Origin of the sequence: Mycobacterium sp. ITM-2016-00318 (assembly GCF_002968285.2) — a bacterium.
Classification (GTDB): Bacteria; Actinomycetota; Actinomycetes; order Mycobacteriales; family Mycobacteriaceae; genus Mycobacterium.
The window spans coordinates 599806-623432 of record NZ_CP134400.1; the positions used below are offsets into that span (position 1 = coordinate 599806).

Genomic DNA, 23627 nt, shown 5'->3' on the forward strand with positions numbered 1-23627 from the left:
GGACACCTGTTGGCTGGATCGACTCTGTTCACCGACGCGATGGCGCTCACACCCGCAGGCGACGGCCGCTACGACGGAGAACTGAACGAGCACTGGACGATCGGCCCGAAGGGTTCCGGACCGAAGGTGCACGGCGGGGCGATGCTGGCGTTGTGTGCAAACGCTGCACGAATGGAGCACGCGGACGAGAAGGTCTGGCCGATCGCGATATCCGGAAACTTCTTGTGGGCACCGGATCCCGGCCCGATGCGGGTGACGACGACGGTGCGCAAACGTGGGCGCCGCGTCAGCCTGATCGATGTCGAGCTGACCCAGGGGCAGCGCACGGCCGTGCGGGCCGCCGTCACGATGGGGGACCCGGAACACCACGTCCCGCCGCTGCTCTCGGTCAACCCGGTGGTGCCGCTGATGACCCCCGAGCCACCGCCGGGATTGGAGTCGATCGCTCCCGGTCATCCCATGGCCGACGTCGTCAACCTTGCGCACGGCTGCGACATCCGGCCGTCGCTGACCACGATGGAGCCCCGCGCCGACGGCGGGCCGCCGGTGATCGAGTACTGGGTCAAGCCGAAGGGTGTCGCTCCCGACCCGCTGTTCGCGCTGCTGTGCGGCGATGTGTCGGCGCCGGTCACCTTCGGCGTCGACCGATTCGGCTGGGCGCCCACGGTGCAACTGACGGCCTTTCTGCGCACGCTGCCCGCCGACGGCTGGCTGCGCATCATGTGCACGACGGTGCAGATCGGCCAGGACTGGTTCGACGAAGATCACATCGTCGTCGACTGCGAAGGCCACATCGTCGTTCAGAGCCGTCAGCTCGCCATGGTGCCGCCCGCGCAGTAATCGCAGGCGGCGTCTGCGATGCTTTGACGGTGGCAAGGATCGCGATCATCGGGGGCGGAAGTATCGGCGAAGCGCTGCTTGGCGGGCTCATCCGGGCGGGCAGGCAGGCCAAGGACCTCGTGGTGGCCGAGAAGTCACCCGAGCGTGCGAAGTACCTATCGGAGAAGTATTCGGTGCTGGTCACTTCGGTGGCCGACGCCGCGGAGAACGCGTCGTTCGTCATCGTCGCCGTCAAGCCCGCCGATGTGTCGACGATCGTGGAGGAGATCGCCGATGCCGCCGCGCACGCCGAAAGCGAGAGCGTCGAGCAGGTTTTTGTGACGGTAGCCGCGGGTGTCACCACCGAGTACTACGAATCGAAGCTGCCCGCGGGTGCGCCCGTTATCCGGGTGATGCCCAATGCGCCGGTCGTCGTCGGCGGCGGTGTGAGCGCGCTGGCGCCCGGCCGGTTCGCGACCACCGAACAACTCAAGGAGGCGTCGGCGATCTTCGACGCCGTCGGCGGCGTGCTGACCGTGTCGGAATCACAGATGGACGCGGTCACGGCAGTGTCGGGATCGGGCCCCGCATACTTCTTCCTCGTCGTCGAGGCCTTGGTGGATGCCGGCGTCGCCGCGGGCCTCACCCGGCCGGTGGCCACCGATCTGGTGGTGCAGACCATGGCCGGATCGGCCGCCATGTTGCTCGAACGCCTCGATGTGGCCCAATCGGTGAGCGACTCGGCGCTGGGTACCGGGATGGACACCACGGCGGCCCAGCTGCGGGCCACGGTGACCTCTCCCGGCGGCACAACCGCCGCTGGTCTGCGGGAACTCGAAAGGGGCGGCCTGCGGCACGCTCTGGCCGAGGCCGTGGATGCCGCGAGACGCCGATCTTCGCAGCTGGGAATGACATCGGGGTAATTCAACGAATTTCAATCGATTAGCCCACTCCCGTCGCAATAACCCCAATAACCACGCTATTCTCCTCGAGTAAGCGCGGGGTCGTACCCAGCGGTGGGGAAGCCGCTGGAACAGCCCGTGCCTGAAGGATTGGGTTGCGATGACGTCTATGAACGGGCCATCGGGGCGGGATTCGGCGAGCGGGAAGCAGGCACGTAACGACGCGGCTCCCGACCAGCCGCCGCGGGCTCAATTTCTCACCGTCGCCGAGGTGGCCTCCCTCATGCGGGTCAGCAAGATGACGGTGTACCGCCTGGTGCACAACGGCGAACTGCCCGCGGTGCGGGTCGGCCGGTCGTTCCGGGTGCACGCGAAGGCAGTGCACGATCTCTTGGAGACGTCGTACTTCGACGCTGGTTAGACCAGCGCGAGCGCGCACCGTTGTACGCTTTGCGGCGGCAAATCCGTACAGGGATGAGCGCTCGGCGGCACCCGCAGCGTTCGGCGGTTTTCGCTCCGCCACACCGGCCCGGTAAAGTGTGCGGGTCGACGCCAAGTGGGGTTGTCACACACATCTAGGTAGCGGAGTTCATGGGTTCAGTCATCAAGAAGCGGCGTAAGCGCATGTCGAAGAAGAAGCACCGCAAGCTGCTTCGTCGCACCCGGGTGCAGCGCAGAAAACTCGGCAAGTAGCCGCGGCGCTCCGTCGATAGGCTGAACCGGATGGATTCGCAAGACCGCTCCGGGGGCCGCAACCCGCGGCAAGACGACGACGCATCGGACACCCTGCGCCACCCCAAGGTCGTGCTGGTCACCGGCGCCTGCAGGTTTCTTGGCGGTTATCTCACCGCCCGGCTCGCGCAGAACCCGCAGATCGAGCACGTCATAGCCGTCGACGCCGTCGCTCCGAGCAAGGATCTGCTGCGGCGCATGGGCCGCGCGGAGTTCGTTCGTGCCGACATCCGCAATCCCTTCATCGCCAAGGTCATCCGCAACGGCGACGTCGACACCGTCGTGCACGCCGCTGCGGCGTCCTACGCGCCCCGCTCCGGCGGCAAGGCGGCGTTGAAGGAGCTCAACGTGATGGGCGCCATCCAGCTGTTCGCCGCCTGTCAGAAGGCGCCGTCGGTGCGGCGGGTCATCGTCAAGTCGACGTCTGAGGTGTACGGCTCCAGCCCGTGGGATCCGGTGATGTTCACCGAGGACTCCAGCAGCAGGCGGCCGCCGGGTGAGGGCTTCGCCCGCGACAGCATCGACATCGAGGGCTACGCGCGCGGCCTCGCCCGCAGGCGCCCGGATATCACGCTGACGATCCTGCGGCTGGCCAACATGATCGGCCCGGCCATGGACACCGCGTTGTCGCGGTATCTTTCGGCCCCGGTTGTTCCCACGGTCATCGGCCGTGACCCCAGGATGCAACTGCTCCACGAACAGGATGCGCTTGGCGCACTGGAGCGCGCGACCATGGCGGGCAAAGCAGGCACCTTCAACATCGGCGCACCAGGGATCATCATGATGAGTCAGGCCATCCGGCGCGCGGGCCGGGTTCCGCTGCCGGTGCCGCGCTTCGCATTGTCTGCCGCGGATTCGCTATGGCGCGCAACTCGCTACACTGAGGTGGATCGCGAGCAGCTGGACTACTTGAGCTATGGCCGGGTGATGGACACCGCGCGAATGCGCAATGATTTAGGCTATAGCCCCAAGTGGACCACAACGGACGCTTTCGACGATTACGTGCGTGGTCGGGGATTGACTCCGATCGTTGACCCGCGATGGGTACGCTCAATGGAGAGTCGCGCCGTCTCGGCGGCGCAACGGTGGGGACGTTGATTACAGACTCGAAATCGGTTGGGGAGAAGGTTAGACGTGGCGGGCGAATCTAAAGCCAACGTGATTCCGCTGCATTCGAATACGGGTCGGCAGGCCGCGCAGCGGAGGGCGGCTGCCCGTGGCGAAGCCGCGCGCCGACATCCCTCCTTGCTCAGTGACCCCAGCGGCCGCGCCTCGGCCGAGCAGATCGCCGCCGTGGTGCGTGAGATCGACGAGCGTCGCGCGGGCGCGGCGGGCGCGCAGGCCGCGGCTGAGTCGCCGAACGAACTCGCGAAGCGGGTCGCCGCCGTTGCTGAATTCGTCCGCAAACGGATGATGGGCGATTACACCGTCGACGAATTCGGGTTCGATCGACACCTCAACAATTCGGTGTTCTTGCCTTTGCTGAGGGTGATTTTCAACTCGTGGTTCCGCGTCGAGGTGAGCGGTATCGAGAACCTACCGGAAACCGGCGCGGCACTCGTCGTCGCCAACCACGCGGGCGTATTGCCGTTCGACGGGCTGATGGCGTCGGTGGCAGTGCACGACAAGCATCCGGCCCACCGGGATCTGCGGCTGCTGGCCGCCGACATGGTCTTCAACATGCCGGTGATGGGCCAGGCGGCGCGCAAGGCGGGCCACACCATGGCATGCACCTCCGACGCACACCGGCTGTTGGCGGCCGGCGAGCTGACCGCGGTGTTCCCCGAGGGCTACAAGGGCCTCGGCAAGCACTTCAAGGACCGTTACAAGCTGCAGCGATTCGGTCGTGGCGGATTCGTCGCGGCTGCACTGCGGGCCAAGGCGCCCATCGTGCCGTGCTCGATCGTCGGGTCCGAGGAGATCTATCCGATGATCGCCGACGTGAAGCTGCTGGCTCGGCTGTTCGGGCTGCCGTACTTCCCGATCACTCCGTTGTTCCCGCTCGCAGGCCCTGCGGGCCTGGTGCCGCTGCCGTCGAAATGGCACATCCAGTTCGGTGAGCCCATTGAAACGGCCGACTACGACGACGCGGCCGCCGACGATCCGATGGTCACATTCGAATTGACAGACCACGTCCGCGAAACCATCCAGCAGACGCTTTATCAGTTGCTGGCCAACCGCAGGAATATGTTCCTAGGCTGATATCGGCGCGACCGCTCCGAAATTTACCCGGCTAGCCCTTAGAGCTTTGCCCGGCAATCATTTTCGCGATGGCGGCGTCGCGGCGTTCCTTGATCGTCGCACTGATCTCGTCGGCTTCCTCGTCGTATTCCGCCTCGCCGATGACCGTGACGATGCTGGTGATCACCGGCTCGCCGTTGGCGTCGCTGGCCTCGCCCCGGATCTCGGCGACGACGGTGCCGTGTGCCTCGATCACCGAATCGAGGTAGGAGTCGAAGAACAGCTTGTCGCCGGCGAGGATCGGCCGGTGGAAGTGGATCTTCTGGTCGCGATGCAGGATCCGCTCCATGTTGACCGGGATCGCGAACTGGTTGAAGATCTCCAGCTGCACCTTGCGCCCTGCCACTGCCAGGAATGTCAGGGGCGCCACGATCGCGTCATAGCCGAACTCGCGGGCAGCGTCCTCGCGGTAATGCGCGGGATGGTCGTCTTTGACCGCGCGCGCGAACTCGCGGATCTTCTCCCGGCTGACCTCGAAGTGGTCCGGATACCGGTAGTGCGTTCCGACGATGTCTTGCGCAATGGCCATAGCGGGCGAGAGCCTATCAGCGCTCGCAGGAACCGTTCACCTGTCGTGACGTCGCGAGGCGATGGCGGCAAGTGCGCCGCCCGCCGCGCCGAGCGCCAGCGCAGAGGGCACCCCGATTCGTGCGGCCTTGCGCGCGGTCCGGTAGTCGCGGATCTCCCAGCCGCGTTCGCGAGCCAGGTCACGCAGGTCGGCATCAGGGTTGATGGCCACCGCCGTGCCGACCAGAGACAACATCGGCACGTCGTTGAAGCTGTCCGAGTAGGCGGTACAACGGCGCAGGTTGAGGCCCTCGCGGATGGCCAGTGATCGCACCGCATGCGCCTTTCCGCTGCCGTGCAGGATGTCGCCGACCAGGCGGCCGGTGAAGATGCCGTCGACCGACTCGGCGACGGTCCCGAGCGCGCCGGTCAGCCCCAGCCGGCGGGCGATCGTGTCCGCCAATTCATACGGGGTCGCGGTGACCAGCCAGACCTGCTGGCCCGCGTCAAGGTGCATCTGCGCCAGCGCGCGCGTGCCGGGCCAGATCTTGTCCGCGATGATCTCGTCGAAGATCTCCTCACCGACGGCGACGAGTTCCGCAGTCGACCGTCCCTCGATGAACGCCATCGCCTTGCGCCTGCCTGCGGCGACGTCGTCGCTGTTCTCCCGGCCGGTGAGCTGGAACTTGGCCTGTGCGTAGGCGAATCGGGCCAAATCGCCGTAGGTGAAGTACTTGCGCGCCGCCAGTCCGCGCGCGAAGTGAACCAGCGACGACCCCTGCACGAGCGTGTTGTCGACGTCGAAGAACGCAGCAGCGGTCAGGTCCGGCGGCGGCGCCGCGGGGGCGGCGTCGTCCCCCTCGACGAGGTGCGCGACAGCGGTCTGCGCACTCGCGTCGCCTGCCAACGCCTGAACGGCGGCTTCCTCACCATCGCGAACGGGCACCTCTCAACCCTAGGACACCGGTTTTACCGATACTGGTACCCGTGAACCGAGCACAGGTGGTGTTGCTGACCAGAGCGGGCTGCTCGCTGTGCGAGCGGACCGCCGCGCGGCTGTCCGAGCTGGCGGGCGAACTCGATTTCGACTTCAGCAGCACCGACGTGGACGCCGCCGCGGCCGCGGGCGACTCGTCGCTGCGCGCAGAGTACGGCGACCGGCTGCCGGTGGTGCTCCTCGACGACAGGGAGCACAGCTATTGGGAGCTCGACGAGCCCAGGTTGAGGGCAGATATCGGGCGGCGGAACGAGGGTTAGACGCGTCACGAATTTGGAGACCCAACCGACTAGCGATTAACCTGGTCAACGTGGTGACGAGGCCATGAGCGTGCTGCTATTCGGGGTGTCGCACCGCAGCGCGCCGGTGTCCGTCCTGGAGCAGTTGAGCACCGACGAGTCCGATCAGGCCAAGATCGTCGACCAGGTGCTGCAGTCCTCACTGGTCACCGAGGCCATGGTCCTATCCACCTGCAACCGGGTGGAGATCTACGCGGTTGTCGACGCCTTCCACGGCGGTCTCTCGGTTATCGGTCAAGTGCTCTCCGAGCATTCCGGCATGGGCCTCGGCGACCTCACCAAGTACGCCTACGTCCGCTACGCCGAGGCGGCCGTCGAGCATCTGTTCTCCGTTGCCAGCGGGCTGGATTCGGCAGTTGTCGGCGAACAGCAGGTGCTCGGCCAGGTGCGCCGCGCCTACGCCTCCGCCGAGGCCAACCACACCGTTGGACGCACGCTGCACGAGCTGGCTCAGCGGGCGTTGTCGGTCGGCAAGCGGGTGCACACCGAGACCGGCATCGACTCGGCGGGCGCCTCGGTGGTGTCCGTGGCGCTCGACATGGCCGACACCAAGCTGGGCGGGCTGGCCGGACGCAGCGCCGTCGTCGTCGGCGCAGGCGCGATGGGCGCCATGGCCACCAAGCACCTCGTGCGGGCCGGTGTCGAACGGGTGCACATCGTGAACCGCACGCTGCCGCGCGCCAAGAAGCTCGCCGAGAAGGTCCGCGAACTCGGCGTGGCCGCCGACGCGTTCCCCTTCGACCACCTCACGCCCGTGCTCACCGACGCCGACGTGGTCGTCAGCTGCACCGGTGCCGTACGGCCGGTGGTTTCCCTGGCCGACGTGCACCGCGGTCTGGCCCACGGCCAGGAGCCGAAACAGCTCGTCGTGTGCGATCTCGGCATGCCGCGCAACGTCGATCCGGCCGTGGCGGGCCTGCCCGGCGTTTTCGTCGTCGACATGGACCGCATCCAGCGCGACCCGGCGGCCCGCGCGGCGTCCTCGGACACCGAGGCGGCCCGCACGATCGTCGCCGCGGAAGTGGCCACCTATCTCGCCGGACAGCGGATGGCCGAGGTGACACCCACCGTGACCGCGCTGCGCCAGCGGGCCGCCGATGTGGTCGAGGCGGAGTTGTTGCGACTGGACAACCGGCTGCCGAGCCTGGAGGCGACCCAGCGCGACGAGGTGGCCCGCACTGTGCGCCGCGTGGTCGACAAGCTGCTGCATGCGCCCACGGTGCGCGTCAAACAGCTGGCCAGCTCACCGGGCGGCGACAGTTACGCCGAGGCGCTGCGAGAACTGTTCGAACTCGACCCACAGGCCGTCGAAGCGGTCGCGGCGTCCGAGTTGCCCATCGTGGCAGGCGACGAATTTCCCTTTGTCACAACCGATCTCGAAAAACCTGAGTAACACTTGGCAGATCTCATCCGGATAGGCACTCGGGGCAGCCTCTTGGCGACGACCCAGGCGAATCTCATCAAAGACGCCCTTGTTGCCAGAGGCCATGCCGCCGAATTGGTCATCATCGCCACCGAAGGCGACAAATCCAGCGAACCGATCCCCTCGATCGGCGTCGGCGTCTTCACCGCGGCGCTGCGCGAAGCCGTTCACGACGGTCGGGTCGATATGGCCGTCCACTCCTACAAGGACCTGCCGACCGCCGAGGACCCTCGGTTCACGATCGCCGCGATACCTCCGCGGGAGGACGCCCGCGACGCCCTGGTGGCCCGCGACGGCATGGTGCTGGGGGAATTGCCGGTCGGCTCGGTGATCGGCACCTCGAGCCCGCGACGGACCGCGCAGCTTAGAGCATTGGGTCTCGGTTTGGAAATCCGCCCCCTACGAGGCAACCTTGACACCAGGTTGAACAGGGTAGGAAACGGTGATCTCGACGGCGTCGTCGTCGCCCGGGCGGGACTGGCCCGCATCGGGCGTTTGGACGATGTCACCGAGGCTCTGGAGCCGGTGCAGATGTTGCCAGCGCCGGCCCAAGGTGCGCTTGCGGTGGAGTGCCGCGCCAGCGATACCGAGCTCGCCGCGCTGCTGGCGGAGTTGGACGACGCCGACACGCGCGCCGCAGTCACCGCTGAACGGGTCCTGCTCGCCGAACTGGAGGCGGGTTGTTCCGCACCGGTGGGGGCGATCGCGGAAGTGGTCGAGTCCATCGATGAGGACGGCCGCGTCTTCGAAGAGCTGTCGTTGCGCGGTTGCGTGGCGACGCTGGACGGATCCGACGTGATCCGTGCGTCCGGGATCGGGACTCCGGAGCGGGCACGAGAGCTTGGCCTCTCGGTCGCCGCGGAGTTGTTCGAACTGGGTGCACGCGATCTCCTGGCGGATTCCGGGAGAGGCATGGGAGAAGGAACATGACGACCCGAGGGCGTAAGCAGAAGCCCGGCCGCATCACATTTGTCGGCTCTGGACCCGGCGACCCCGGCCTGCTGACCATGCGGGCGCGGACCGTGCTCGCCAACGCCGCGCTGATCTTCACCGACCCCGACGTGGGAGAAGCGGTGCTGGCCGTGTGTGGGTCCGAGCTGCCCCCGCCGTCGGGCCCCGAGCCGGCAGAGGCCGCGACGGACGCAGACGGCGACGCGCAGACGATGACCACGATTGCGGGCGGCCCCGACATCCGGCCAGCGCTCGGCGATCCGAGCGAGGTGGCCAAGACGCTGGCCACCGAGTCCCGCACCGGGGTCGACGTGGTTCGGCTGGTCGCGGGTGACCCGATGTCGGTGGATTCGGTGATCACGGAGGTGAACGCGTTGACGCGGTCGCACCTGCCGTTCGAGATCGTGCCGGGCCTGCCCGCCACCACGGCGGTACCCACCTACGCGGGCCTTCCGCTGGGTTCGTCGCACACCGAGGCCGACGTTCGCGGCGACGTGGACTGGGCGGCGCTGGCCGCCGCGCCAGGCCCGCTGATCCTGCAGGCGACCGCGTCGCATCTGGCGGACGCGGCTGCCACGCTGATCGAGTACGGCTTGGCCGACACCACACCGTGTGTCGTGACCGCGCAGGGCACCACGTGCCAGCAGCGCTCGGTGGAGACCACGCTCGGCGGACTCAACGACAAGACGGCGATCGGCGCGAACGAGGCCGCGGGCCCGCTGACCGGGCCGCTGGTCGTCACGATCGGCAGGACGGTCGCCAACCGCGCCAGGCTGAACTGGTGGGAGAGCCGCGCGCTGTACGGCTGGACCGTGCTGGTGCCGCGCACCAAGGACCAGGCAGGCGAGATGAGCGAAAAGCTGGTGTCGCACGGCGCATCGCCGATCGAGGTGCCGACCATCGCGGTGGAGCCGCCGCGCAGCCCCGCGCAGATGGAACGCGCCGTCAAGGGCCTCGTCGACGGTCGCTACCAGTGGGTGGTGTTCACCTCCACCAACGCGGTGCGCGCGGTGTGGGACAAGTTCAACGAGTTCGGTCTCGATGCCCGAGCATTCTCCGGGGTGAAGATCGCCTGCGTCGGACAGTCCACCGCCGAACGGGTGCGCGCCTTCGGTATCGAGCCGGAACTGGTGCCGTCGGGTGAGCAGTCCTCGCTGGGGCTGCTCGACGAATTCCCGCCCTACGACGACGTTTTCGATCCGGTGAACAGGGTGCTTCTGCCGCGCGCCGACATCGCCACCGAGACGCTGGCAGAGGGTCTGCGTGACCGCGGCTGGGAGATCGAGGACGTCACCGCCTACCGCACGGTTCGTGCGGCACCGCCACCGGCGCATACCCGCGAGATGATCAAGACGGGTGGATTCGACGCGGTGTGCTTCACGTCGAGTTCGACGGTGCGCAACCTGGTCGGCATCGCAGGCAAGCCGCATGCCCGCACCATCGTGGCGTGCATCGGCCCCAAAACAGCGGAAACGGCAGCCGAATTCGGGCTGCGGGTCGATGTGCAGCCGGAGGTCTCAGCAGTCGGACCGTTGGTCGAGGCGCTGGCCGAGCATGCCGCAAGGCTGCGGGCCGAGGGTGCGCTGCCGCCGCCGCGTAAGAAGAGTCGCCGCCGCTAGCGCCTCGGTGGGAGGAGGTGTCCTAGCGTGACTTTTCCACGTCACCGTCCGCGTCGGCTCCGGTCGACACCGGCACTTCGTCGGCTGGTAGCGCAGACGTCGCTTGAGCCAAGGCATTTGGTGCTGCCGATGTTCGTCGCCGACGGTATCGACGAGCCGAAGCCGATCGGATCGATGCCTGGGGTGGTGCAGCACACCCGCGATTCGCTGCGCAAGGCCGCTGCCGAGGCGGTGAACGCCGGAGTGGGCGGGCTGATGCTGTTCGGCGTTCCTCGCGCGCAGGACAAGGACCCCACCGGGTCGGCGGGGGTGGCCGAGGACGGCATTCTCAACGTCGCGCTGCGCGATCTCGCCAAAGACCTCGGCGACGCGACCGTGCTGATGGCCGACACCTGTCTCGACGAGTTCACCGACCACGGGCACTGTGGGGTGGTGGACGCCTCTGGACGCGTCGACAACGACCTCACCAACACCCGCTATGTGGAACTGGCTGTCGCACAGGCCGATTCCGGTGCACATGTCGTCGGCCCGAGCGGAATGATGGACGGGCAGGTCGCGGCGATCCGCGACGGGCTGGACGCCGCGGGCCACACCGATGTGGTGATCCTCGCCTACGCCGCGAAGTTCGCCTCGGCGTTCTACGGCCCGTTTCGTGAGGCGGTGTCGTCGAGCCTGAGCGGGGATCGCCGCACGTATCAGCAGGATCCGGCCAATGCCCGCGAGGCGGTGCGCGAGATCGAGCTCGACATCGCCGAGGGCGCCGACATCATCATGGTCAAGCCCGCGATGTCCTATCTCGATGTGGTGGCTGCGGCGGCCGAGGTCTCGCCGGTGCCGGTGGCCGCCTATCAGATCTCCGGTGAGTACTCGATGATCAGCGCTGCTGCCGCCAACGGCTGGATCGACGGCCGGGCTGCCGCGCTGGAGTCGTTGATCGGCATCCGCCGCGCGGGCGCCGACATCGTGTTGACCTACTGGGCGGCCGACGCGGCCGATTGGCTGGCGTGAGCGAAACGGCGTGAGCGACGAGGCGGGGCGCCCGACCGACGTCGACACCGGCTTCTGGCTCTGGCTGGTGGCGGTGCCGTTCATGGTCACCGGGTATCTGGTCGACGTCGTGAGCACGAAGGATCCACATCCGCCCGCTATCGTCATCGTCTTTTCGTGTCTGTTCGTGTTGGTTCTGGCGGCGGTCGTGGTCACGTTTCTCTTCCTGATGCGGCAGGGCTACCGGTGGGCCCGCACCCTGCTCACCGGCGGTGGGGTGGCGTCGGTGGTGTACGCCGGGTCCAGCCTGTTCTCCGTCGATCGTCCGACCACACCCGCGTTGGTGTACGCCGTCAGCGCCATCGTCGGCTCGGTGCTGATCGCCGGGGGAGTGTTCCTGCTGCACCGCAAGGACGCCCACGCCTTCTTCGTTCGTTAGGCTTGCCGACCATGTCAGCACCCGTGCCCGCGCGGCCGCGCATCGTCGAAGCGGTGTTCTGGCTGTGGCTGTTGGCGGCGATATCTCTGGTGGTCCTCGGCATGCTGATGGCGCTCACGCGAGGCAACCTGCCGCCCGTCTTCCGTGGCGCTGGTGTTCTGTTCGCGCTCGCGGGCTTGGCGCTGGGCTTTCTCGCGGGCCGGACTAGGACGGGCCATGCGGGGCTGCGACGGGCCGGGGTCGGGCTGGCGCTGGCCTTGGTGGTGCTACTGGCGCTCTTCACGCTCATGACGGGCGGGGCGCTGTGGTTGATACCGATGATCCTGACGATGGTGGGCGCGGTGCTGATCGTGCGGCCATCGGCGCAGCAGTTCTTCCATCCCGAGGAGGCGCGGTGACGCAGGGGAGGGAGCCGGCCAACGTCCTGTTCTATGAACAGGGCGCCAGCTGGTGGTGGGTAGCGGCGGGTCCCGCGGCTGCCATTGCGATGCTGCTGATCCAGATGTCGGTCGGGTTGGGGTTCCAATGGCTGGTGCCGACGGTGTTCTTCGTGCTGGTGTCGGGCTTCGTCGCCATCCAGGTCAAGGCGGCCAGGATCCACACGTCGGTGGAGCTGACGCCCACCACGCTGCGCCAGGGCGCCGAGCGCATCCACATCGACGACATCGTGCGGGTCTATCCCGCTCCTGAGGGCAACGAGGAACACAAGTGGATGTCGGCGCGGGCGCTCGGCGAGCTCACCGGGGTGCCGAAGGGCCGGACGGGTATCGGCGTGCGGCTGAGCAACGACCGCACCGCGCAGGCGTGGGCCCGAAAGCATCAGCAGCTGCGGGCACAGCTGGTGCATCTGGTCGACGAGCGGATTCCGCCGGAGCCGAAGTCATGAGGCCGGCCCTAGCGACGCGACAGAAGCGCCGGGTCACGGTCGAGCTGGTGCTGGCCGTCGTCGCGGCGGCAGCCGCGGTGTGGAGTTGGTTCGGTGCGCGCTCGATGGTCACGGTCGCTCCGATCCTGCCGGGTGAGCCGCAGACGACGTCGGTCGCGCTCAGCCCGCCGATGCTGGTGTTGATGCTGCTGCTTGCGACCGTTGCCGGTGTGCTCGCCGTCGATGGCGTCGCCCGCTTGCGTCGCCTGCGCGCTGCCTCCGACATCGCGAAATTGGGGGCACCTCCCGCTTGCGGGGGACATTCCTGGTCGTGATCTCGGCGATTCCGCAGCCGCAGCTTCTCTCTCGCGGCCGGTGCCGGCTATGAGCCGCCTCACAGATCGTTGTTACAAAGTTCAGAATTTGTAACACTGTTCCGCATGACCGAGTTGGCGCAGAACGCGCGACAGCTGGACGCACTGCCGCTTGGACCGCAGTCGCTGATCTGGCGCTACTTCGGCGACAACCGGATGTACCTGATCGGGCCGCGGCCGGCCGTCCTGCAGAACATGCTCGCCGAACTGGGCCAGGGCGTGCTCGACCATTCGGTGTTTTTCGACGACACCGCCGCGAGGGTGAAGCGCTCCCTGCCGCCGATCTTCATGACCGTGTACGGCAGCGACGACGAGAATCCCGGCCAGCAGGTCCGCGACTTCCACACCGATATCAAGGGCGCGATGCCGGGCGGCGCGCGCTATCACGCGCTCGACCCGGAGACGTACTTCTGGGCGCACGCCACGTTCGTCGAGCAGGTGCTCTACTTCGCCGACACGTTCGTCAAGCGCCTGCGCCGCGAGGAGAAGGAGCAGATCTACCTGGAATCCAAGACCTGGTACCGCCGCTACGGGGTGAGCGATCGCGTGATGCCCGCTGACTACGACGAGTTCGAGCGGTACTGGAACCGGATGATCGACGAGATCGTCGTCGCGCACCCGACCGCGGAGTACGGCGTCGGCTACGTGACGAAGGGCTTTCCGTGCCCGAAGGGTGTACCCGCACCGCTGTGGCGGGTGATCTCCGCGGTGTTCAACCCGGTCGCCGCGTTCCTGACCACTGGCGGTATGCCGCCGCCCACCCGTGTCCTGCTCGGCCTGCCATGGAGTGAACGCCAGGAGAAGCGCTACCAGCGCTTCGCGGCGATCTGGCGGTCGCGTCCGGTCAACTGGCTGTGGGATCATCTGCCGATGCGGCTGCGCTTCAACAAATTCGCCCAAGCCGGGTATGGCCACTGCAAACCAGCCTGCTGACCCCAGCACCGAAGCCATCCTCGACGCCGCCGTCGTCGAGTTCGAGCGGCATGGCCTGCGCAGGGTTGCGCTCGAAGACGTGGCTCGCCGCGCGGGTGTCAGCCGAACGACCATCTACCGGCGGTTCTCCAACAAGGACGAGCTCGTCGCGGCCGTCATCGAACGCGAGAACGTGGCGCTGTTCGCCGACATCGCGACCGACCTGAAAAAGGCTGCGCCGCGGTCGAATTACTACGTCGAGGCGTTCACCCTGTCGATCCTGCGGTTCCGCAGGCACCGGGTGCTGAACCGGATGATGAGCGACGAACCCGCCCTGGTCCTCGAGCTGGCGCGCACGCACTACGGCGCCGCTACCGAGCGGATGGCCGACGCATTGCGCGAGATCTTCCCCGCCGGGTTCGCCGACCGCATCGGCGAGCAGGCGGTCAACGAATTGGCCGACACGATCCTGCGCTACGCGGCGATGGCGCTGCTGCTGCCCGGTGCGCAGCCTCTGGACACCGCCGACGACATCCGGGCGTTCGCGACCGACATTTCCTGCCCAGCCTCCCCACCGCCCTGCGGGCGGTGCCCGCGTGACCGCGCTTCGTACACGCGTCAGCGAGCAGACACAGAATCGTCCGCTCGCCAGATCAGCCTGCGCCGACTAGCCGAAGAAGATGCAGGTGGGATCGCGATCGATCTCGTCGAGAAGACGTCGCACTTGACGCGTCGGCTCAACCAAGTCGTACACGTGGAATTTGGAGTCCCTGTCTGACCAGTAGAGCTGCCAGCCCTGCGATCGCGTGAAACGCAGGCGGGCGAACGGTACCTCGAACCAACTCGTGTCAGAGCTCGAGGGATCCATGGTTCGACACTCGAAGAAGGTGATCGCGTTTCGATGCACCTCGGCGCGATATTTCAGCTGGGCGGCTACATGTGGGGGCATATCCGCGTTGAGCGCTTCGACCCATCGATCCACTGCGGCTACGTCCTCGGCTTGTAGCGGCATGATGCCTAAGCTAGTCGGCGATGACCCCGCTGGACCAGATCGCGCCCGCCTTCGTCGAGATGGCGCATTCGATCGTGTGGGCGTCGGTGGCGACCGTCGACGCCGACGGCAAGCCGCGCACCCGGATTCTGCACCCGTATTGGGAGTGGGACGGCATCGACCTGTTCGGTTGGATAGCCACCGTGCCCAGCCGGGTCAAGCGGGCCCACCTCGCCGCGCATCCCGAGATGTCGGTCAGCTACTGGTCGCCAAGCCACGACACCTGCAGCTCCGAATGCCTGGTGGAGTGGTACACCGATGACGAGACCCGAAAAGCGGTGTGGGACAGGTTCGCCAACGGCCCGCAGCCAGTGGGCTACGACCCGAGGATAATTCCGATGTGGAAGGATGGCCCGACGTCGAAGGAGTTCGCCGTGCTGCGGCTGAGCCCGTACCGGCTGAGGGTCATGCCGGGCACGGTGATGACACAGGGTGAGGGGGAGGTTCTGCTCTGGCACTCGTGAGCGACGTCAGCACGCTGCCGTTGGCCCCGAAGAACCCTCTGCCCCTGAGAGATCTGTTGAAGCTGCTACGGCGGCTCGACACAGGCCAGGAAACGATCCGCGACGCGGGCGGACCGATCACCCGCATCCAGTTCGGGCCGAAGAGGTTGTTCCCGCCGATCGTGGCGGTGTTCTCACCCAATGCGATGCGCGACGTGTTAGGGCGCTCCGACGCCTTCTCCGAGCGGTGCATCATCCACAACGAGGTGCGCGACATCGCGGGCGACAGCCTTTTCGTGTTGCCCAACGAGCAATGGCGGCCCCGCAAGCGAGCGCTGCAGCCTGTCTTCACCAAGCACAATGTGCGCGCCTTCGGCGGCCACATGTCCGGTGCGGCACAGAAATTCGTCGATCGCTGGCTGGATGGCGCAGAAATCGACCTGGATGTGGAGTGTCGCAAGGTCGCCATGGCTTCGCTGGGCCGCTCGATCCTCGGCGTCGATCTCAACGAACGGGCAGACACGATCGCCCGGTGTATGCACGTCGCATCGTCCTATACCGCCGACCGCTCATTGCGCCCGGTGCGGGCGCCGAGATGGCTCCCGACCCCGGCCCGGCGCCGGGCCCGCGCGGCGGTCGCGGCGATGCGTGCGATCACCGACCAGATGGTCGCCGCCTGCCGCGCCGACCCGAACCGCGACGCGCCCTTGGTGCAGGCGTTGATCGCCGCCAGCGATCCTCAAACCGGGCAGCCTCTTTCCGACGCCGACATCTCCAACGATCTGTTGTTGTTCATGCTCGCCGGCCACGACACCACGGCGACAGCGCTGACGTACTCGCTGTGGATCCTCGGCCACCACCCCGACATCCAAGCGCGGGTCGCCGCCGAGGCCGCCGCCATCGGCGACCGCGAGCTGACCCCCGAGGATGTGTCACACCTCGGTTACACCACGCAGGTGCTGCACGAGGCATTGCGGCTGTGTCCACCCGCGGCGGGTGTGGCGCGCCTGGCCACTCGCGACATCGCCGTCGACGGCTACCGCGTGGAAGCGGGCAGCCTGATTGCCGTGGGTCTCTATGGGCTGCACCATGATCCGGCGCTGTGGGACCGGCCGTCGGACTTCGATCCGGACCGATTCAGCCCCGAGAACAACAACGCCAGGGACCGCTGGCAGTTCCTGCCGTTTCTCGGCGGCGGACGCCCATGTATCGGTGAGCACTTCGCGCGGTTGGAGACGACGCTCGCGCTGGCCACCATCGTCCGCGCGGTGGTGATCCGATCGCTGGATCCCGATTTCCAGTGCGAGGTGCCGTTCACCACGGTCGCGAAGGGTCCGATCCGCGCGCAGGTGGCGGCGCGGACGTGAACGCGTCATCGGTGATCCGGGTCGCCGCCGCGGTGGTCCTCGACGCTGACCGCCGAGCAGTTGCGCCGCGCCGGCCATTGCGGTAGCCGCACTCCGACAGCAGACTCGTAGGACATGGCCTACATCAAGCCCCCGTGGTTCGTCCGCAAGATCTTCAACAAGGTCGCGATGGCGACCGGAGTCGGCAACAGCCAGACGCTGACCGTGACCAGGCGCGTCAGCAAGGAGCCGCAGCACATCCCCGTCGTCGTTCCCGAGGTCGGCGGGGTGAAGTACCTGGTGTCGACCCGCGGCGAGGCCGAATGGGTGCGCAACGTCCGCGCCGACCCGCACGTCAAGCTGGGCGACACGAAGTACGTGGCCACCGAGGTGCCCGTCGAGGAGCGTGCGCCGGTCATCGCCGCCTACCGGCCGCTGGCGGGCAAGGTCGTCGAGGGCTACTGGAAGCAACTGCCCAATGACGCCGACCACCCCACCTTCGCGCTGACGCCCGGCTGATCTGCGCCGAATTCTGCGCGACGGCTGCTATCGCCGGCTGATCACGACCCTCGCGCAGAATTCGAGGCCAAAGGGTGAACTCCTACACCCTGTAGTTGACGCTTCCTGGCCAGCTGGGACACTGGTGCCATGTCCGGCACCGACGTCTCCGCGAAGCTCTTCGCCGACGCGTGCGCCCTCATCCCCGGCGGCGTCAACTCGCCGGTGCGCGCCTTCTCCGCGGTCGGCGGGACCCCGCGCTTCATCACCTCGGCCAAGGGCTACTGGCTGACCGACGCCGACGACAACCTGTACGTCGACCTGGTGTGCTCCTGGGGCCCGATGATCCTGGGACACGCGCACCCGGCTGTCGTCGAAGCCGTCCAGCGCGCCGCGGCGGGCGGCCTGTCCTTCGGCGCCCCCACGCCAAGCGAGAGCGAGCTGGCCGCCGAGATCATCGGCCGGGTCGACGCCGTCGACCGGCTGCGGCTGGTCAACTCGGGCACCGAAGCGACCATGAGTGCGATCCGGCTGGCCCGCGGATTCACCCGCCGCGCCAAGATCGTCAAGTTCTCCGGCTGCTACCACGGCCACAGCGACGCGCTGCTCGCCGACGCGGGCTCCGGCGTCGCGACGCTCGGGCTGCCGTCCTCGCCGGGCGTCACCGGCGCCGCCGCAGCCGACACCATCGTGTTGCCCTATAACAACGTTCCCGCGCTCGAAGAGGTGTTCGGCCGCTTCGGCGACGAGATCGCGTGCGTGATCAGCGAGGCCAGCCCCGGCAACATGGGCACCGTCCCGCCGCTGCCCGGCTACAACGCCGCGCTGCGCCGCATCACCGCCGAGCACAGCGCTCTGCTGATTCTCGACGAGGTGATGACCGGGTTCCGGGTCAGCCGATCGGGTTGGTACGGCATCGATTCCGTCGACGCCGACCTGTTCACGTACGGCAAGGTGATGAGCGGCGGACTGCCCGCGGCGGCGTTCGGCGGAAGGGCCGAGGTCATGGAGCGGCTGGCGCCTCTCGGTCCCGTGTATCAGGCGGGCACCCTGTCGGGTAACCCCGTGGCGATGGCTGCCGGGCTCGCGACGCTGCGCGCCGCGGACGACGACGTCTACGCCAAGCTCGACGCCAACGCCGACCGGTTGACCGACATGCTGTCGCGTGCCCTGACCGATGCCGGTGTCGCGCACGGAATCTCGCGGGCGGGCAACATGTTCAGCGTGTTCTTCACCGACGCGCCCGTCACCGACTTCGCGGCGGCCAAGGCGACCGAGACGTGGCGCTACCCCGCGTTCTTCCATGCACTGCTCGACGCGGGTGTATACCCGCCGTGCAGCGCGTACGAGACCTGGTTCGTGTCGGCGGCCCTCGACGACGCGGCGTTCGACCACATCGCCGCCGCGCTGCCGGGCGCCGCGCAAGCCGCTGCCGAGGCGCAACCGGGATGACAGACAAAACAATCGTGCATGTGATGCGGCACGGCGAGGTGCACAACCCGGACAAGATCCTCTACGGCCGACTGCCCGACTATCACCTGTCGGAGAGGGGTCGGGCGCAGGCGCAGCGGGTCGCCGACTGGCTCGCCGAGCGTGACGTCGTCTACGTCGTCGCCTCCCCGCTGGAGCGCGCTAAGGAGACCGCGACCCCGATCGCCGAGCGGCGCGGCCTGTCGATCGACACCGACGACGACCTCATCGAATCCATGAACATCTTTCAGGGTCAGAGGGTTTCCCCCGGCGACGGCGCCCTTCGCGACCCGCGCAACTGGTGGCATCTGCGCAATCCGCGCACCCCGTCGTGGGGTGAGCCCTACGCCGAGATCGCGGAACGGATGACGGCGGCGCTGCACCGGGCCAGGAGCAAGGCTACGGGCCACGAAGCGGTCTGTGTCAGCCATCAGCTCCCGGTGGAGACCTTGCGACGCGCGATGACGGCAAAGACGTTGCACCACTTCCCGACCCGGCGGCTGTGCAACCTCGCGTCCCTGACGTCCTTCTACTTCCACGGTGACACCTACGTCGGCTGGGGCTATTCGGAGCTGGCGGGGCAGTGAAGTGGTGGGTCGTCATCGCGGGTGCGGCGCTGGTCGCACTCGCCGGATGCTCAACGGGTGACGACGCCGTAGCCCAGGGCGGCACGTTCGAATTCGTCGCCCCGGGTGGCAAGACCGACATCTTCTACGATCCACCCGAAAACCGCGGTCGCCCAGGCCGGTTGGCCGGACCCAGCCTGACCGACCCCGCGAAGAGCCTTTCGCTCGACGACTTCGCCGGCAAGGTCGTCGTCGTCAATGTGTGGGGACAGTGGTGCGGACCGTGCCGCTCGGAGATCGGTCAGCTGCAGCAGGTGTACGACGCCACCAAGGCCGACGGCGTCGCATTCCTCGGCATCGATGTTCGCGACAACAACCGCGATGCCGCCCGCGACTTCGTCACCGACCGCAAGGTGACGTTTCCGTCCATCTACGACCCGTCGATGCGCACGATGATCGCGTTCGGCGGCAAGTACCCCACGACCGTCATCCCCTCCACCATCGTGCTGGACCGCGAGCACCGGGTCGCGGCAATCTTCCTGCGGGAGCTGCTGGCTTCCGATCTGCAGCCCGTCGTGGCGCGGCTCGCCGCCGAACCGGCGCCGCAGACATGACCGGTTTCGGCGAGATCGCCGCTGCCGGACCCGTTCTGGCGGCGCTGGGTGTCTCTGTCCTTGCCGGGCTGGTGTCGTTCGCGTCGCCGTGCGTCGTGCCCCTGGTCCCCGGCTACCTGTCCTACCTGGCCGCGATCGTCGGGGTGGAGGACGAGCCCCACCTCCCACGCCCAGACTCACGTTCCGGCGAAGAAGTGCGAGAGAAATCCACCGAAACGTCCATCTCGACGAAGTCCGCGCGGCTTCGCGTCGCGGGAGCGGCAGCCCTGTTCGTCGCGGGCTTCACAGCGGTGTTCGTGCTCGGCACCGTCGCCGTGCTCGGAATGACGGGCGCGCTGATCACTAACCAAATGCTGCTGCAACGCATCGGCGGGGTCGTGACGATCCTGATGGGGCTGGTGTTCGTCGGTTTCATCCCGCTGCTGCAGCGCGACACCCGGTTCGCGCCCCGTCAGCTGTCGACCATCGGCGGCGCCCCGCTGTTGGGCGCGGTGTTCGCCCTTGGCTGGACGCCGTGCCTCGGGCCGACGCTCACCGGCGTGATCGCGGTCGCCTCGGCCACCGAAGGCGCGAACGTCGTGCGAGGCGTCCTTCTGGTGATCGCCTACTGCCTCGGATTGGGAATTCCCTTCGTGCTGTTGGCCTTCGGCTCCGCGCGAGCCGTACAGGGCATGGGCTGGCTGAGGCGCCACAGCCGGCAGATCCAGATCTTCGGCGGCGTGCTGCTCATCCTGGTGGGCACCGCACTGGTCACCGGTGTGTGGAACGACTTCGTGTCGTGGGTGCGCGACGCGTTCGTCAGCGACGTCAGGCTGCCCATATGAGGCGGCTAGGGGCGCTCACACGCAACACCTGGCGCACGCTGACCTCGATGGGCACGGCGCTGGTGCTGCTGTTCCTGCTCGCGCTCGCCGCGATACCGGGCGCCCTCTTGCCGCAGCGCAGCCTGAACGAATCCAAGGTCGAGCAGTACATCGCCGAACATCCGACGATCGGGCCGTGGTTGGACCGGCTGCAGGCGTTCGCGGTGTTCTCCAGCTTCTGGTTCACCGCCATCTACGCGTTGCTCTTCATCTCCCTTGTCGGCTGCCTGACGCCGCGGCTACTCGAACACATCCGCAGCCTGCGCGCCACGCCCGTCGCCGCACCGCGCAATCTCGCCCGGCTGCCCAAGCACCACACCGCCGAGGTGGCGGGCGAACCCGACGCTGTCTCCGCCGCCGTGACGGAGCGGCTGCGCGGCTGGCGACGCGTCACGCGCACCGAGGGCGAGGCCATCGAAATCTCCGCGGAGAAAGGCTATCTGCGCGAGTTCGGCAACATCGTTTTCCACTTCGCGCTGCTGGGACTGCTCGTCTCGGTGGCTGTCGGCAAGCTGTTCGGCTACGAGGGCAACGTCATCGTGATCGCCGACGGCGGACCGGGCTTCTGCTCGGCCTCACCGGCCGCTTTCGACTCGTTCCGGGCGGGCAACACCGTCGACGGCACCTCGCTGAACCCGATCTGCCTGCGTGTCAACGACTTCGACGCGCAATACCTGCCGTCGGGGCAGGCGCTGGCATTCGCCGCCAACATCGACTACCAGGAAGGCGCGGATCTCGACACCGACACGTGGCGGCCCTACCACCTGAAGGTCAACGAACCGCTGCGCATCGGAGGCGACCGCGTCTACCTGCAGGGCCACGGCTACGCGCCCACGTTCACCGTCACTTTTCCCGACGGCCAGACCCGCACCCAGACCGTGCAGTGGCGGCCCGACGACGCGGTCACACTGTTGTCGTCGGGAGTCATGCGTTTCGACCCGCCGGGCGGCACGTACCCCGACGCCGACGAGCGCCGCAAGCACCAGATCGCGATCCAGGGACTGTTCGCGCCGACCGAGCAGCTGCATGGCACCCTGCTGTCGTCGAGCTTCCCCGCACTGAACGACCCCGCGGTGGCCGTCGACATCTACCGCGGCGACGCGGGGCTGGACACCGGTCGGCCGCAGTCGCTGTTCACCCTCGACCCGCGGCTCATCGACCAGAAGCGGCTGACCAAGGTGGCGCGGGTGAACCTGCCCGCAGGCGAGCAGGCCCGCCTGGATGACGGCACGCTTGTCCGCTTCGACGGGGCGGTGCCCTTCATCAACCTCCAGGTGTCCCACGACCCGGCACAGGTGTGGGTGCTGGTGTCGGCGCTGACGATGATGGCAGGCCTGCTGGTGTCGCTGATCGTGCGCAGGCGCCGGGTCTGGGTTCGAATCACGCCCGCGCACGCGAGGAGCATGGACGGTCCAGGTGGTGCGGGTACGGTAAGCGTCGAGCTGGGCGGACTGGCGCGCACCGACAACTCCGGCTGGGGCGACGAGTTCGAGCGGTTGACGGCCCGCCTGTTCGATGGACTCGATGCCGCGGAGCCGTCCAAGGAGAAGGTCTAGAAGGAATGAACACCCGAAGACGAGCGCGAGTGAGGATCTCTGGGCCCACGCCCGCAGGGCAGGGGACGAGGGACGAGCGAGGACCGGTGGGAGCGGGAGTCGAGGAATGAACACCGAGCACATCGATATCGGGCTGGCCCGCTCCTCTGACTGGGCGTTCACCTCCTCGGTCGTCGTGCTGGTAGTGGCGCTGATGTTCCTGGCCGTCGAGCTGGCCTACTCCCGAAGCAGAAGAGTGGAGGACCGCGAACTCGTCGGAGCCGCTCGGTCGGTGGCGACATCCGGCACAGCCGCGGGGGCGCGCACGCGAGGAGCAGATGCATCCAGAGTGAGCGCCGACAGCGCCACCCCGGGCCTGGTCGCGGACAGGCCGCGGCGCCCGTTCGACGAACGCATCGGGCGGTCCGGGCTGGCTCTGGTCTACGCAGGCATCGGCCTGCTGCTGGTGTGCATCGTGCTTCGTGGCATGGCGACCTCCCGGGTGCCGTGGGGCAACATGTACGAGTTCATCAACCTCACCTGCTTCTCCGGTCTGGTCGCCGCAGCGATCGTGCTGCGCCGTCCGCAGTACCGCGCGCTGTGGGTGTTCGTGCTCGTGCCCGTGCTCGTCCTGCTGACGGTGTCGGGTCGCTGGCTCTACACCAACGCCGCACCGGTGATGCCCGCGCTGCAGTCCTACTGGCTGCCCATTCACGTCTCCGTCGTGAGCCTCGGCTCCGGCGTCTTTTTGGTCGCGGGGGTGGCCAGCATCCTGTTCCTGGTCAAGATGTCGAAGCTGGGCGCGCCGGACACCGAGGGCGCCGTCGCGGGGATCGTCGCGCGGCTGCCCGACGCGCAGACCCTGGACCGGATCGCCTATCGCACAACAATTTTCGCCTTCCCGGTATTCGGGTTCGGGGTGATCTTCGGCGCGATATGGGCCGAGGAGGCGTGGGGCCGGTACTGGGGCTGGGATCCCAAGGAGACGGTGTCGTTCATCGCCTGGGTGATCTATGCGGCCTACCTGCACGCCCGCTCGACCGCGGGCTGGCGCGACAAGAAGGCGGCTTGGATCAACGTCGCGGGTTTCGTCGCCATGGTGTTCAATCTTTTCTTCATCAACCTAGTCACCGTCGGTCTGCACTCGTACGCAGGCGTCGGCTGAGACATCCGT

General features: G+C 67.5%; 28 protein-coding genes and 1 pseudogene. 26 read left to right on the top strand and 3 right to left on the bottom strand.

Annotated elements, in window-relative coordinates:
* The first annotated feature begins 9 nt into the window (after positions 1–9).
* The 6 genes from C6A82_RS02845 to C6A82_RS02870 all read left to right on the top strand — a co-directional run bounded on the left by C6A82_RS02845 (position 10) and on the right by C6A82_RS02870 (position 4655).
* Entirely contained in the window at positions 10–840 is an 831-nt protein-coding gene (locus tag C6A82_RS02845; RefSeq protein ID WP_105343159.1) for a thioesterase family protein, read from the top strand.
* Between the two features lie 29 nt (positions 841–869).
* Entirely contained in the window at positions 870–1742 is an 873-nt protein-coding gene (gene proC / locus C6A82_RS02850; RefSeq protein ID WP_105343161.1) for a pyrroline-5-carboxylate reductase, read from the top strand.
* 139 nt (positions 1743–1881) lie between these two features.
* The gene (locus C6A82_RS02855; RefSeq protein WP_105343162.1) at positions 1882–2142 is read left to right on the top strand and encodes a helix-turn-helix domain-containing protein; all 261 of its coding nucleotides are present in this window, start codon (positions 1882–1884) and stop codon (positions 2140–2142) included.
* Between the two features lie 170 nt (positions 2143–2312).
* Positions 2313–2414 carry a 30S ribosomal protein bS22 gene (locus tag C6A82_RS02860; protein ID WP_003402602.1) on the top strand — a complete coding sequence of 34 codons (102 nt, stop codon included), beginning with the start codon at positions 2313–2315 and terminating at the stop codon, positions 2412–2414.
* A gap of 30 nt (positions 2415–2444) precedes the next feature.
* Positions 2445–3551: an SDR family oxidoreductase gene (locus C6A82_RS02865; protein WP_311101639.1), complete on the top strand. Its 1107-nt coding sequence runs from the start codon at positions 2445–2447 to the stop codon at positions 3549–3551.
* Positions 3552–3569: 18 nt separating this feature from the next.
* Positions 3570–4655: a lysophospholipid acyltransferase family protein gene (locus C6A82_RS02870; protein WP_233216705.1), complete on the top strand. Its 1086-nt coding sequence runs from the start codon at positions 3570–3572 to the stop codon at positions 4653–4655.
* 31 nt (positions 4656–4686) lie between these two features.
* On the opposite strand, the gene C6A82_RS02875 is transcribed toward C6A82_RS02870, so the two are convergent.
* Positions 4687–5223 (bottom strand): MaoC family dehydratase N-terminal domain-containing protein, encoded by a 537-nt coding sequence (locus tag C6A82_RS02875; RefSeq protein WP_105341493.1) that lies wholly within the window; start codon positions 5221–5223, stop codon positions 4687–4689.
* Positions 5224–5259: 36 nt separating this feature from the next.
* On the bottom strand, positions 5260–6147 hold the full coding sequence (locus C6A82_RS02880; protein ID WP_105341492.1) for an HAD family phosphatase: 888 nt from the start codon (positions 6145–6147) through the stop codon (positions 5260–5262).
* Between the two features lie 41 nt (positions 6148–6188).
* Between C6A82_RS02880 and C6A82_RS02885 the strand changes: the two genes are divergently transcribed.
* The 11 genes and pseudogenes from C6A82_RS02885 (at position 6189) to C6A82_RS02935 (ending at position 14667) form a co-directional block, all read left to right on the top strand.
* Positions 6189–6458 carry a glutaredoxin family protein gene (locus C6A82_RS02885; RefSeq protein WP_233216704.1) on the top strand — a complete coding sequence of 90 codons (270 nt, stop codon included), beginning with the start codon at positions 6189–6191 and terminating at the stop codon, positions 6456–6458.
* 64 nt (positions 6459–6522) lie between these two features.
* Positions 6523–7890, top strand: coding sequence for a glutamyl-tRNA reductase (locus tag C6A82_RS02890; RefSeq protein ID WP_311101640.1), 1368 nt, complete (start codon positions 6523–6525; stop codon positions 7888–7890).
* A gap of 3 nt (positions 7891–7893) precedes the next feature.
* Positions 7894–8850 carry a hydroxymethylbilane synthase gene (hemC, locus tag C6A82_RS02895; RefSeq protein ID WP_105344586.1) on the top strand — a complete coding sequence of 319 codons (957 nt, stop codon included), beginning with the start codon at positions 7894–7896 and terminating at the stop codon, positions 8848–8850.
* Positions 8847–10490 (top strand): uroporphyrinogen-III synthase, encoded by a 1644-nt coding sequence (locus tag C6A82_RS02900; protein ID WP_105344585.1) that lies wholly within the window; start codon positions 8847–8849, stop codon positions 10488–10490. The genes hemC and C6A82_RS02900 overlap by 4 nt, the downstream gene beginning before the upstream one ends.
* Positions 10491–10517: 27 nt before the next feature.
* Complete coding sequence (gene hemB, locus C6A82_RS02905; protein ID WP_105344583.1) at positions 10518–11498, top strand: porphobilinogen synthase; 981 nt, start codon at positions 10518–10520, stop codon at positions 11496–11498.
* A 10-nt stretch (positions 11499–11508) separates the two neighbouring features.
* Positions 11509–11916: a hypothetical protein gene (locus C6A82_RS02910; protein ID WP_105344582.1), complete on the top strand. Its 408-nt coding sequence runs from the start codon at positions 11509–11511 to the stop codon at positions 11914–11916.
* An 11-nt stretch (positions 11917–11927) separates the two neighbouring features.
* Complete coding sequence (locus C6A82_RS02915) at positions 11928–12314, top strand: hypothetical protein (protein ID WP_199193720.1); 387 nt, start codon at positions 11928–11930, stop codon at positions 12312–12314.
* Complete coding sequence (locus C6A82_RS02920) at positions 12311–12802, top strand: DUF3093 family protein (RefSeq protein ID WP_233216901.1); 492 nt, start codon at positions 12311–12313, stop codon at positions 12800–12802. Before C6A82_RS02915 ends, C6A82_RS02920 begins: the two co-directional genes overlap by 4 nt.
* The gene (locus C6A82_RS02925) at positions 12799–13116 is read left to right on the top strand and encodes a hypothetical protein (RefSeq protein ID WP_233216900.1); all 318 of its coding nucleotides are present in this window, start codon (positions 12799–12801) and stop codon (positions 13114–13116) included. The genes C6A82_RS02920 and C6A82_RS02925 overlap by 4 nt, the downstream gene beginning before the upstream one ends.
* Positions 13117–13221: 105 nt before the next feature.
* Entirely contained in the window at positions 13222–14088 is an 867-nt protein-coding gene (locus tag C6A82_RS02930; RefSeq protein WP_105344580.1) for an oxygenase MpaB family protein, read from the top strand.
* Positions 14063–14667, top strand: a pseudogene (locus C6A82_RS02935) (TetR/AcrR family transcriptional regulator). Before C6A82_RS02930 ends, C6A82_RS02935 begins: the two are co-directional and overlap by 26 nt.
* Positions 14668–14734: 67 nt before the next feature.
* Here C6A82_RS02935 and C6A82_RS02940 read toward each other — a convergent pair.
* The gene (locus C6A82_RS02940; RefSeq protein ID WP_105344578.1) at positions 14735–15079 is read right to left on the bottom strand and encodes a DUF3024 domain-containing protein; all 345 of its coding nucleotides are present in this window, start codon (positions 15077–15079) and stop codon (positions 14735–14737) included.
* A 20-nt stretch (positions 15080–15099) separates the two neighbouring features.
* Between C6A82_RS02940 and C6A82_RS02945 the strand changes: the two genes are divergently transcribed.
* The 9 genes from C6A82_RS02945 (at position 15100) to ccsB (ending at position 23618) form a co-directional block, all read left to right on the top strand.
* A complete protein-coding gene (locus tag C6A82_RS02945) occupies positions 15100–15582 on the top strand; it encodes a pyridoxamine 5'-phosphate oxidase family protein (protein WP_105344577.1) in 483 nt (160 codons plus the stop codon).
* The gene (locus C6A82_RS02950) at positions 15579–16928 is read left to right on the top strand and encodes a cytochrome P450 (RefSeq protein WP_233216899.1); all 1350 of its coding nucleotides are present in this window, start codon (positions 15579–15581) and stop codon (positions 16926–16928) included. Before C6A82_RS02945 ends, C6A82_RS02950 begins: the two co-directional genes overlap by 4 nt.
* 114 nt (positions 16929–17042) lie before the next feature.
* Complete coding sequence (locus C6A82_RS02955; protein WP_105344573.1) at positions 17043–17426, top strand: nitroreductase/quinone reductase family protein; 384 nt, start codon at positions 17043–17045, stop codon at positions 17424–17426.
* A gap of 129 nt (positions 17427–17555) precedes the next feature.
* On the top strand, positions 17556–18857 hold the full coding sequence (hemL, locus tag C6A82_RS02960) for a glutamate-1-semialdehyde 2,1-aminomutase (protein ID WP_105344571.1): 1302 nt from the start codon (positions 17556–17558) through the stop codon (positions 18855–18857).
* Positions 18854–19462, top strand: a complete 609-nt coding sequence (locus tag C6A82_RS02965) for a histidine phosphatase family protein (protein WP_105344570.1) — start codon at positions 18854–18856, stop codon at positions 19460–19462. Before hemL ends, C6A82_RS02965 begins: the two co-directional genes overlap by 4 nt.
* On the top strand, positions 19459–20055 hold the full coding sequence (locus tag C6A82_RS02970; RefSeq protein ID WP_199193719.1) for a TlpA disulfide reductase family protein: 597 nt from the start codon (positions 19459–19461) through the stop codon (positions 20053–20055). The genes C6A82_RS02965 and C6A82_RS02970 overlap by 4 nt, the downstream gene beginning before the upstream one ends.
* Complete coding sequence (locus C6A82_RS02975; protein WP_105344567.1) at positions 20052–20879, top strand: cytochrome c biogenesis CcdA family protein; 828 nt, start codon at positions 20052–20054, stop codon at positions 20877–20879. Before C6A82_RS02970 ends, C6A82_RS02975 begins: the two co-directional genes overlap by 4 nt.
* Positions 20876–22474 (top strand): cytochrome c biogenesis protein ResB, encoded by a 1599-nt coding sequence (locus C6A82_RS02980; RefSeq protein WP_311101642.1) that lies wholly within the window; start codon positions 20876–20878, stop codon positions 22472–22474. Before C6A82_RS02975 ends, C6A82_RS02980 begins: the two co-directional genes overlap by 4 nt.
* Before the next feature lie 106 nt (positions 22475–22580).
* On the top strand, positions 22581–23618 hold the full coding sequence (ccsB, locus tag C6A82_RS02985; RefSeq protein WP_105343417.1) for a c-type cytochrome biogenesis protein CcsB: 1038 nt from the start codon (positions 22581–22583) through the stop codon (positions 23616–23618).
* Positions 23619–23627 lie beyond the last annotated feature (9 nt).

Bases quoted from the DNA above. Each gene is read 5' to 3' on its own strand.
- C6A82_RS02965 (WP_105344570.1), top strand. From the start codon at position 18,854: ATGACAGACAAAACAATCGTGCATGTGATGCGGCACGGCGAGGTGCAC.
- C6A82_RS02875 (WP_105341493.1), bottom strand. From the start codon at position 5,223: ATGGCCATTGCGCAAGACATCGTCGGAACGCACTACCGGTATCCGGAC.
- C6A82_RS02890 (WP_311101640.1), top strand. From the start codon at position 6,523: ATGAGCGTGCTGCTATTCGGGGTGTCGCACCGCAGCGCGCCGGTGTCC.
- C6A82_RS02900 (WP_105344585.1), top strand. From the start codon at position 8,847: ATGACGACCCGAGGGCGTAAGCAGAAGCCCGGCCGCATCACATTTGTC.
- hemL (WP_105344571.1), top strand. From the start codon at position 17,556: ATGTCCGGCACCGACGTCTCCGCGAAGCTCTTCGCCGACGCGTGCGCC.
- C6A82_RS02865 (WP_311101639.1), top strand. From the start codon at position 2,445: ATGGATTCGCAAGACCGCTCCGGGGGCCGCAACCCGCGGCAAGACGAC.
- C6A82_RS02940 (WP_105344578.1), bottom strand. From the start codon at position 15,079: ATGCCGCTACAAGCCGAGGACGTAGCCGCAGTGGATCGATGGGTCGAA.
- C6A82_RS02975 (WP_105344567.1), top strand. From the start codon at position 20,052: ATGACCGGTTTCGGCGAGATCGCCGCTGCCGGACCCGTTCTGGCGGCG.
- C6A82_RS02915 (WP_199193720.1), top strand. From the start codon at position 11,928: ATGTCAGCACCCGTGCCCGCGCGGCCGCGCATCGTCGAAGCGGTGTTC.
- C6A82_RS02930 (WP_105344580.1), top strand. From the start codon at position 13,222: ATGACCGAGTTGGCGCAGAACGCGCGACAGCTGGACGCACTGCCGCTT.
- C6A82_RS02925 (WP_233216900.1), top strand. From the start codon at position 12,799: ATGAGGCCGGCCCTAGCGACGCGACAGAAGCGCCGGGTCACGGTCGAG.
- C6A82_RS02980 (WP_311101642.1), top strand. From the start codon at position 20,876: ATGAGGCGGCTAGGGGCGCTCACACGCAACACCTGGCGCACGCTGACC.
- C6A82_RS02945 (WP_105344577.1), top strand. From the start codon at position 15,100: ATGACCCCGCTGGACCAGATCGCGCCCGCCTTCGTCGAGATGGCGCAT.
- C6A82_RS02855 (WP_105343162.1), top strand. From the start codon at position 1,882: ATGACGTCTATGAACGGGCCATCGGGGCGGGATTCGGCGAGCGGGAAG.
- ccsB (WP_105343417.1), top strand. From the start codon at position 22,581: ATGAACACCGAGCACATCGATATCGGGCTGGCCCGCTCCTCTGACTGG.
- C6A82_RS02955 (WP_105344573.1), top strand. From the start codon at position 17,043: ATGGCCTACATCAAGCCCCCGTGGTTCGTCCGCAAGATCTTCAACAAG.
- C6A82_RS02860 (WP_003402602.1), top strand. From the start codon at position 2,313: ATGGGTTCAGTCATCAAGAAGCGGCGTAAGCGCATGTCGAAGAAGAAG.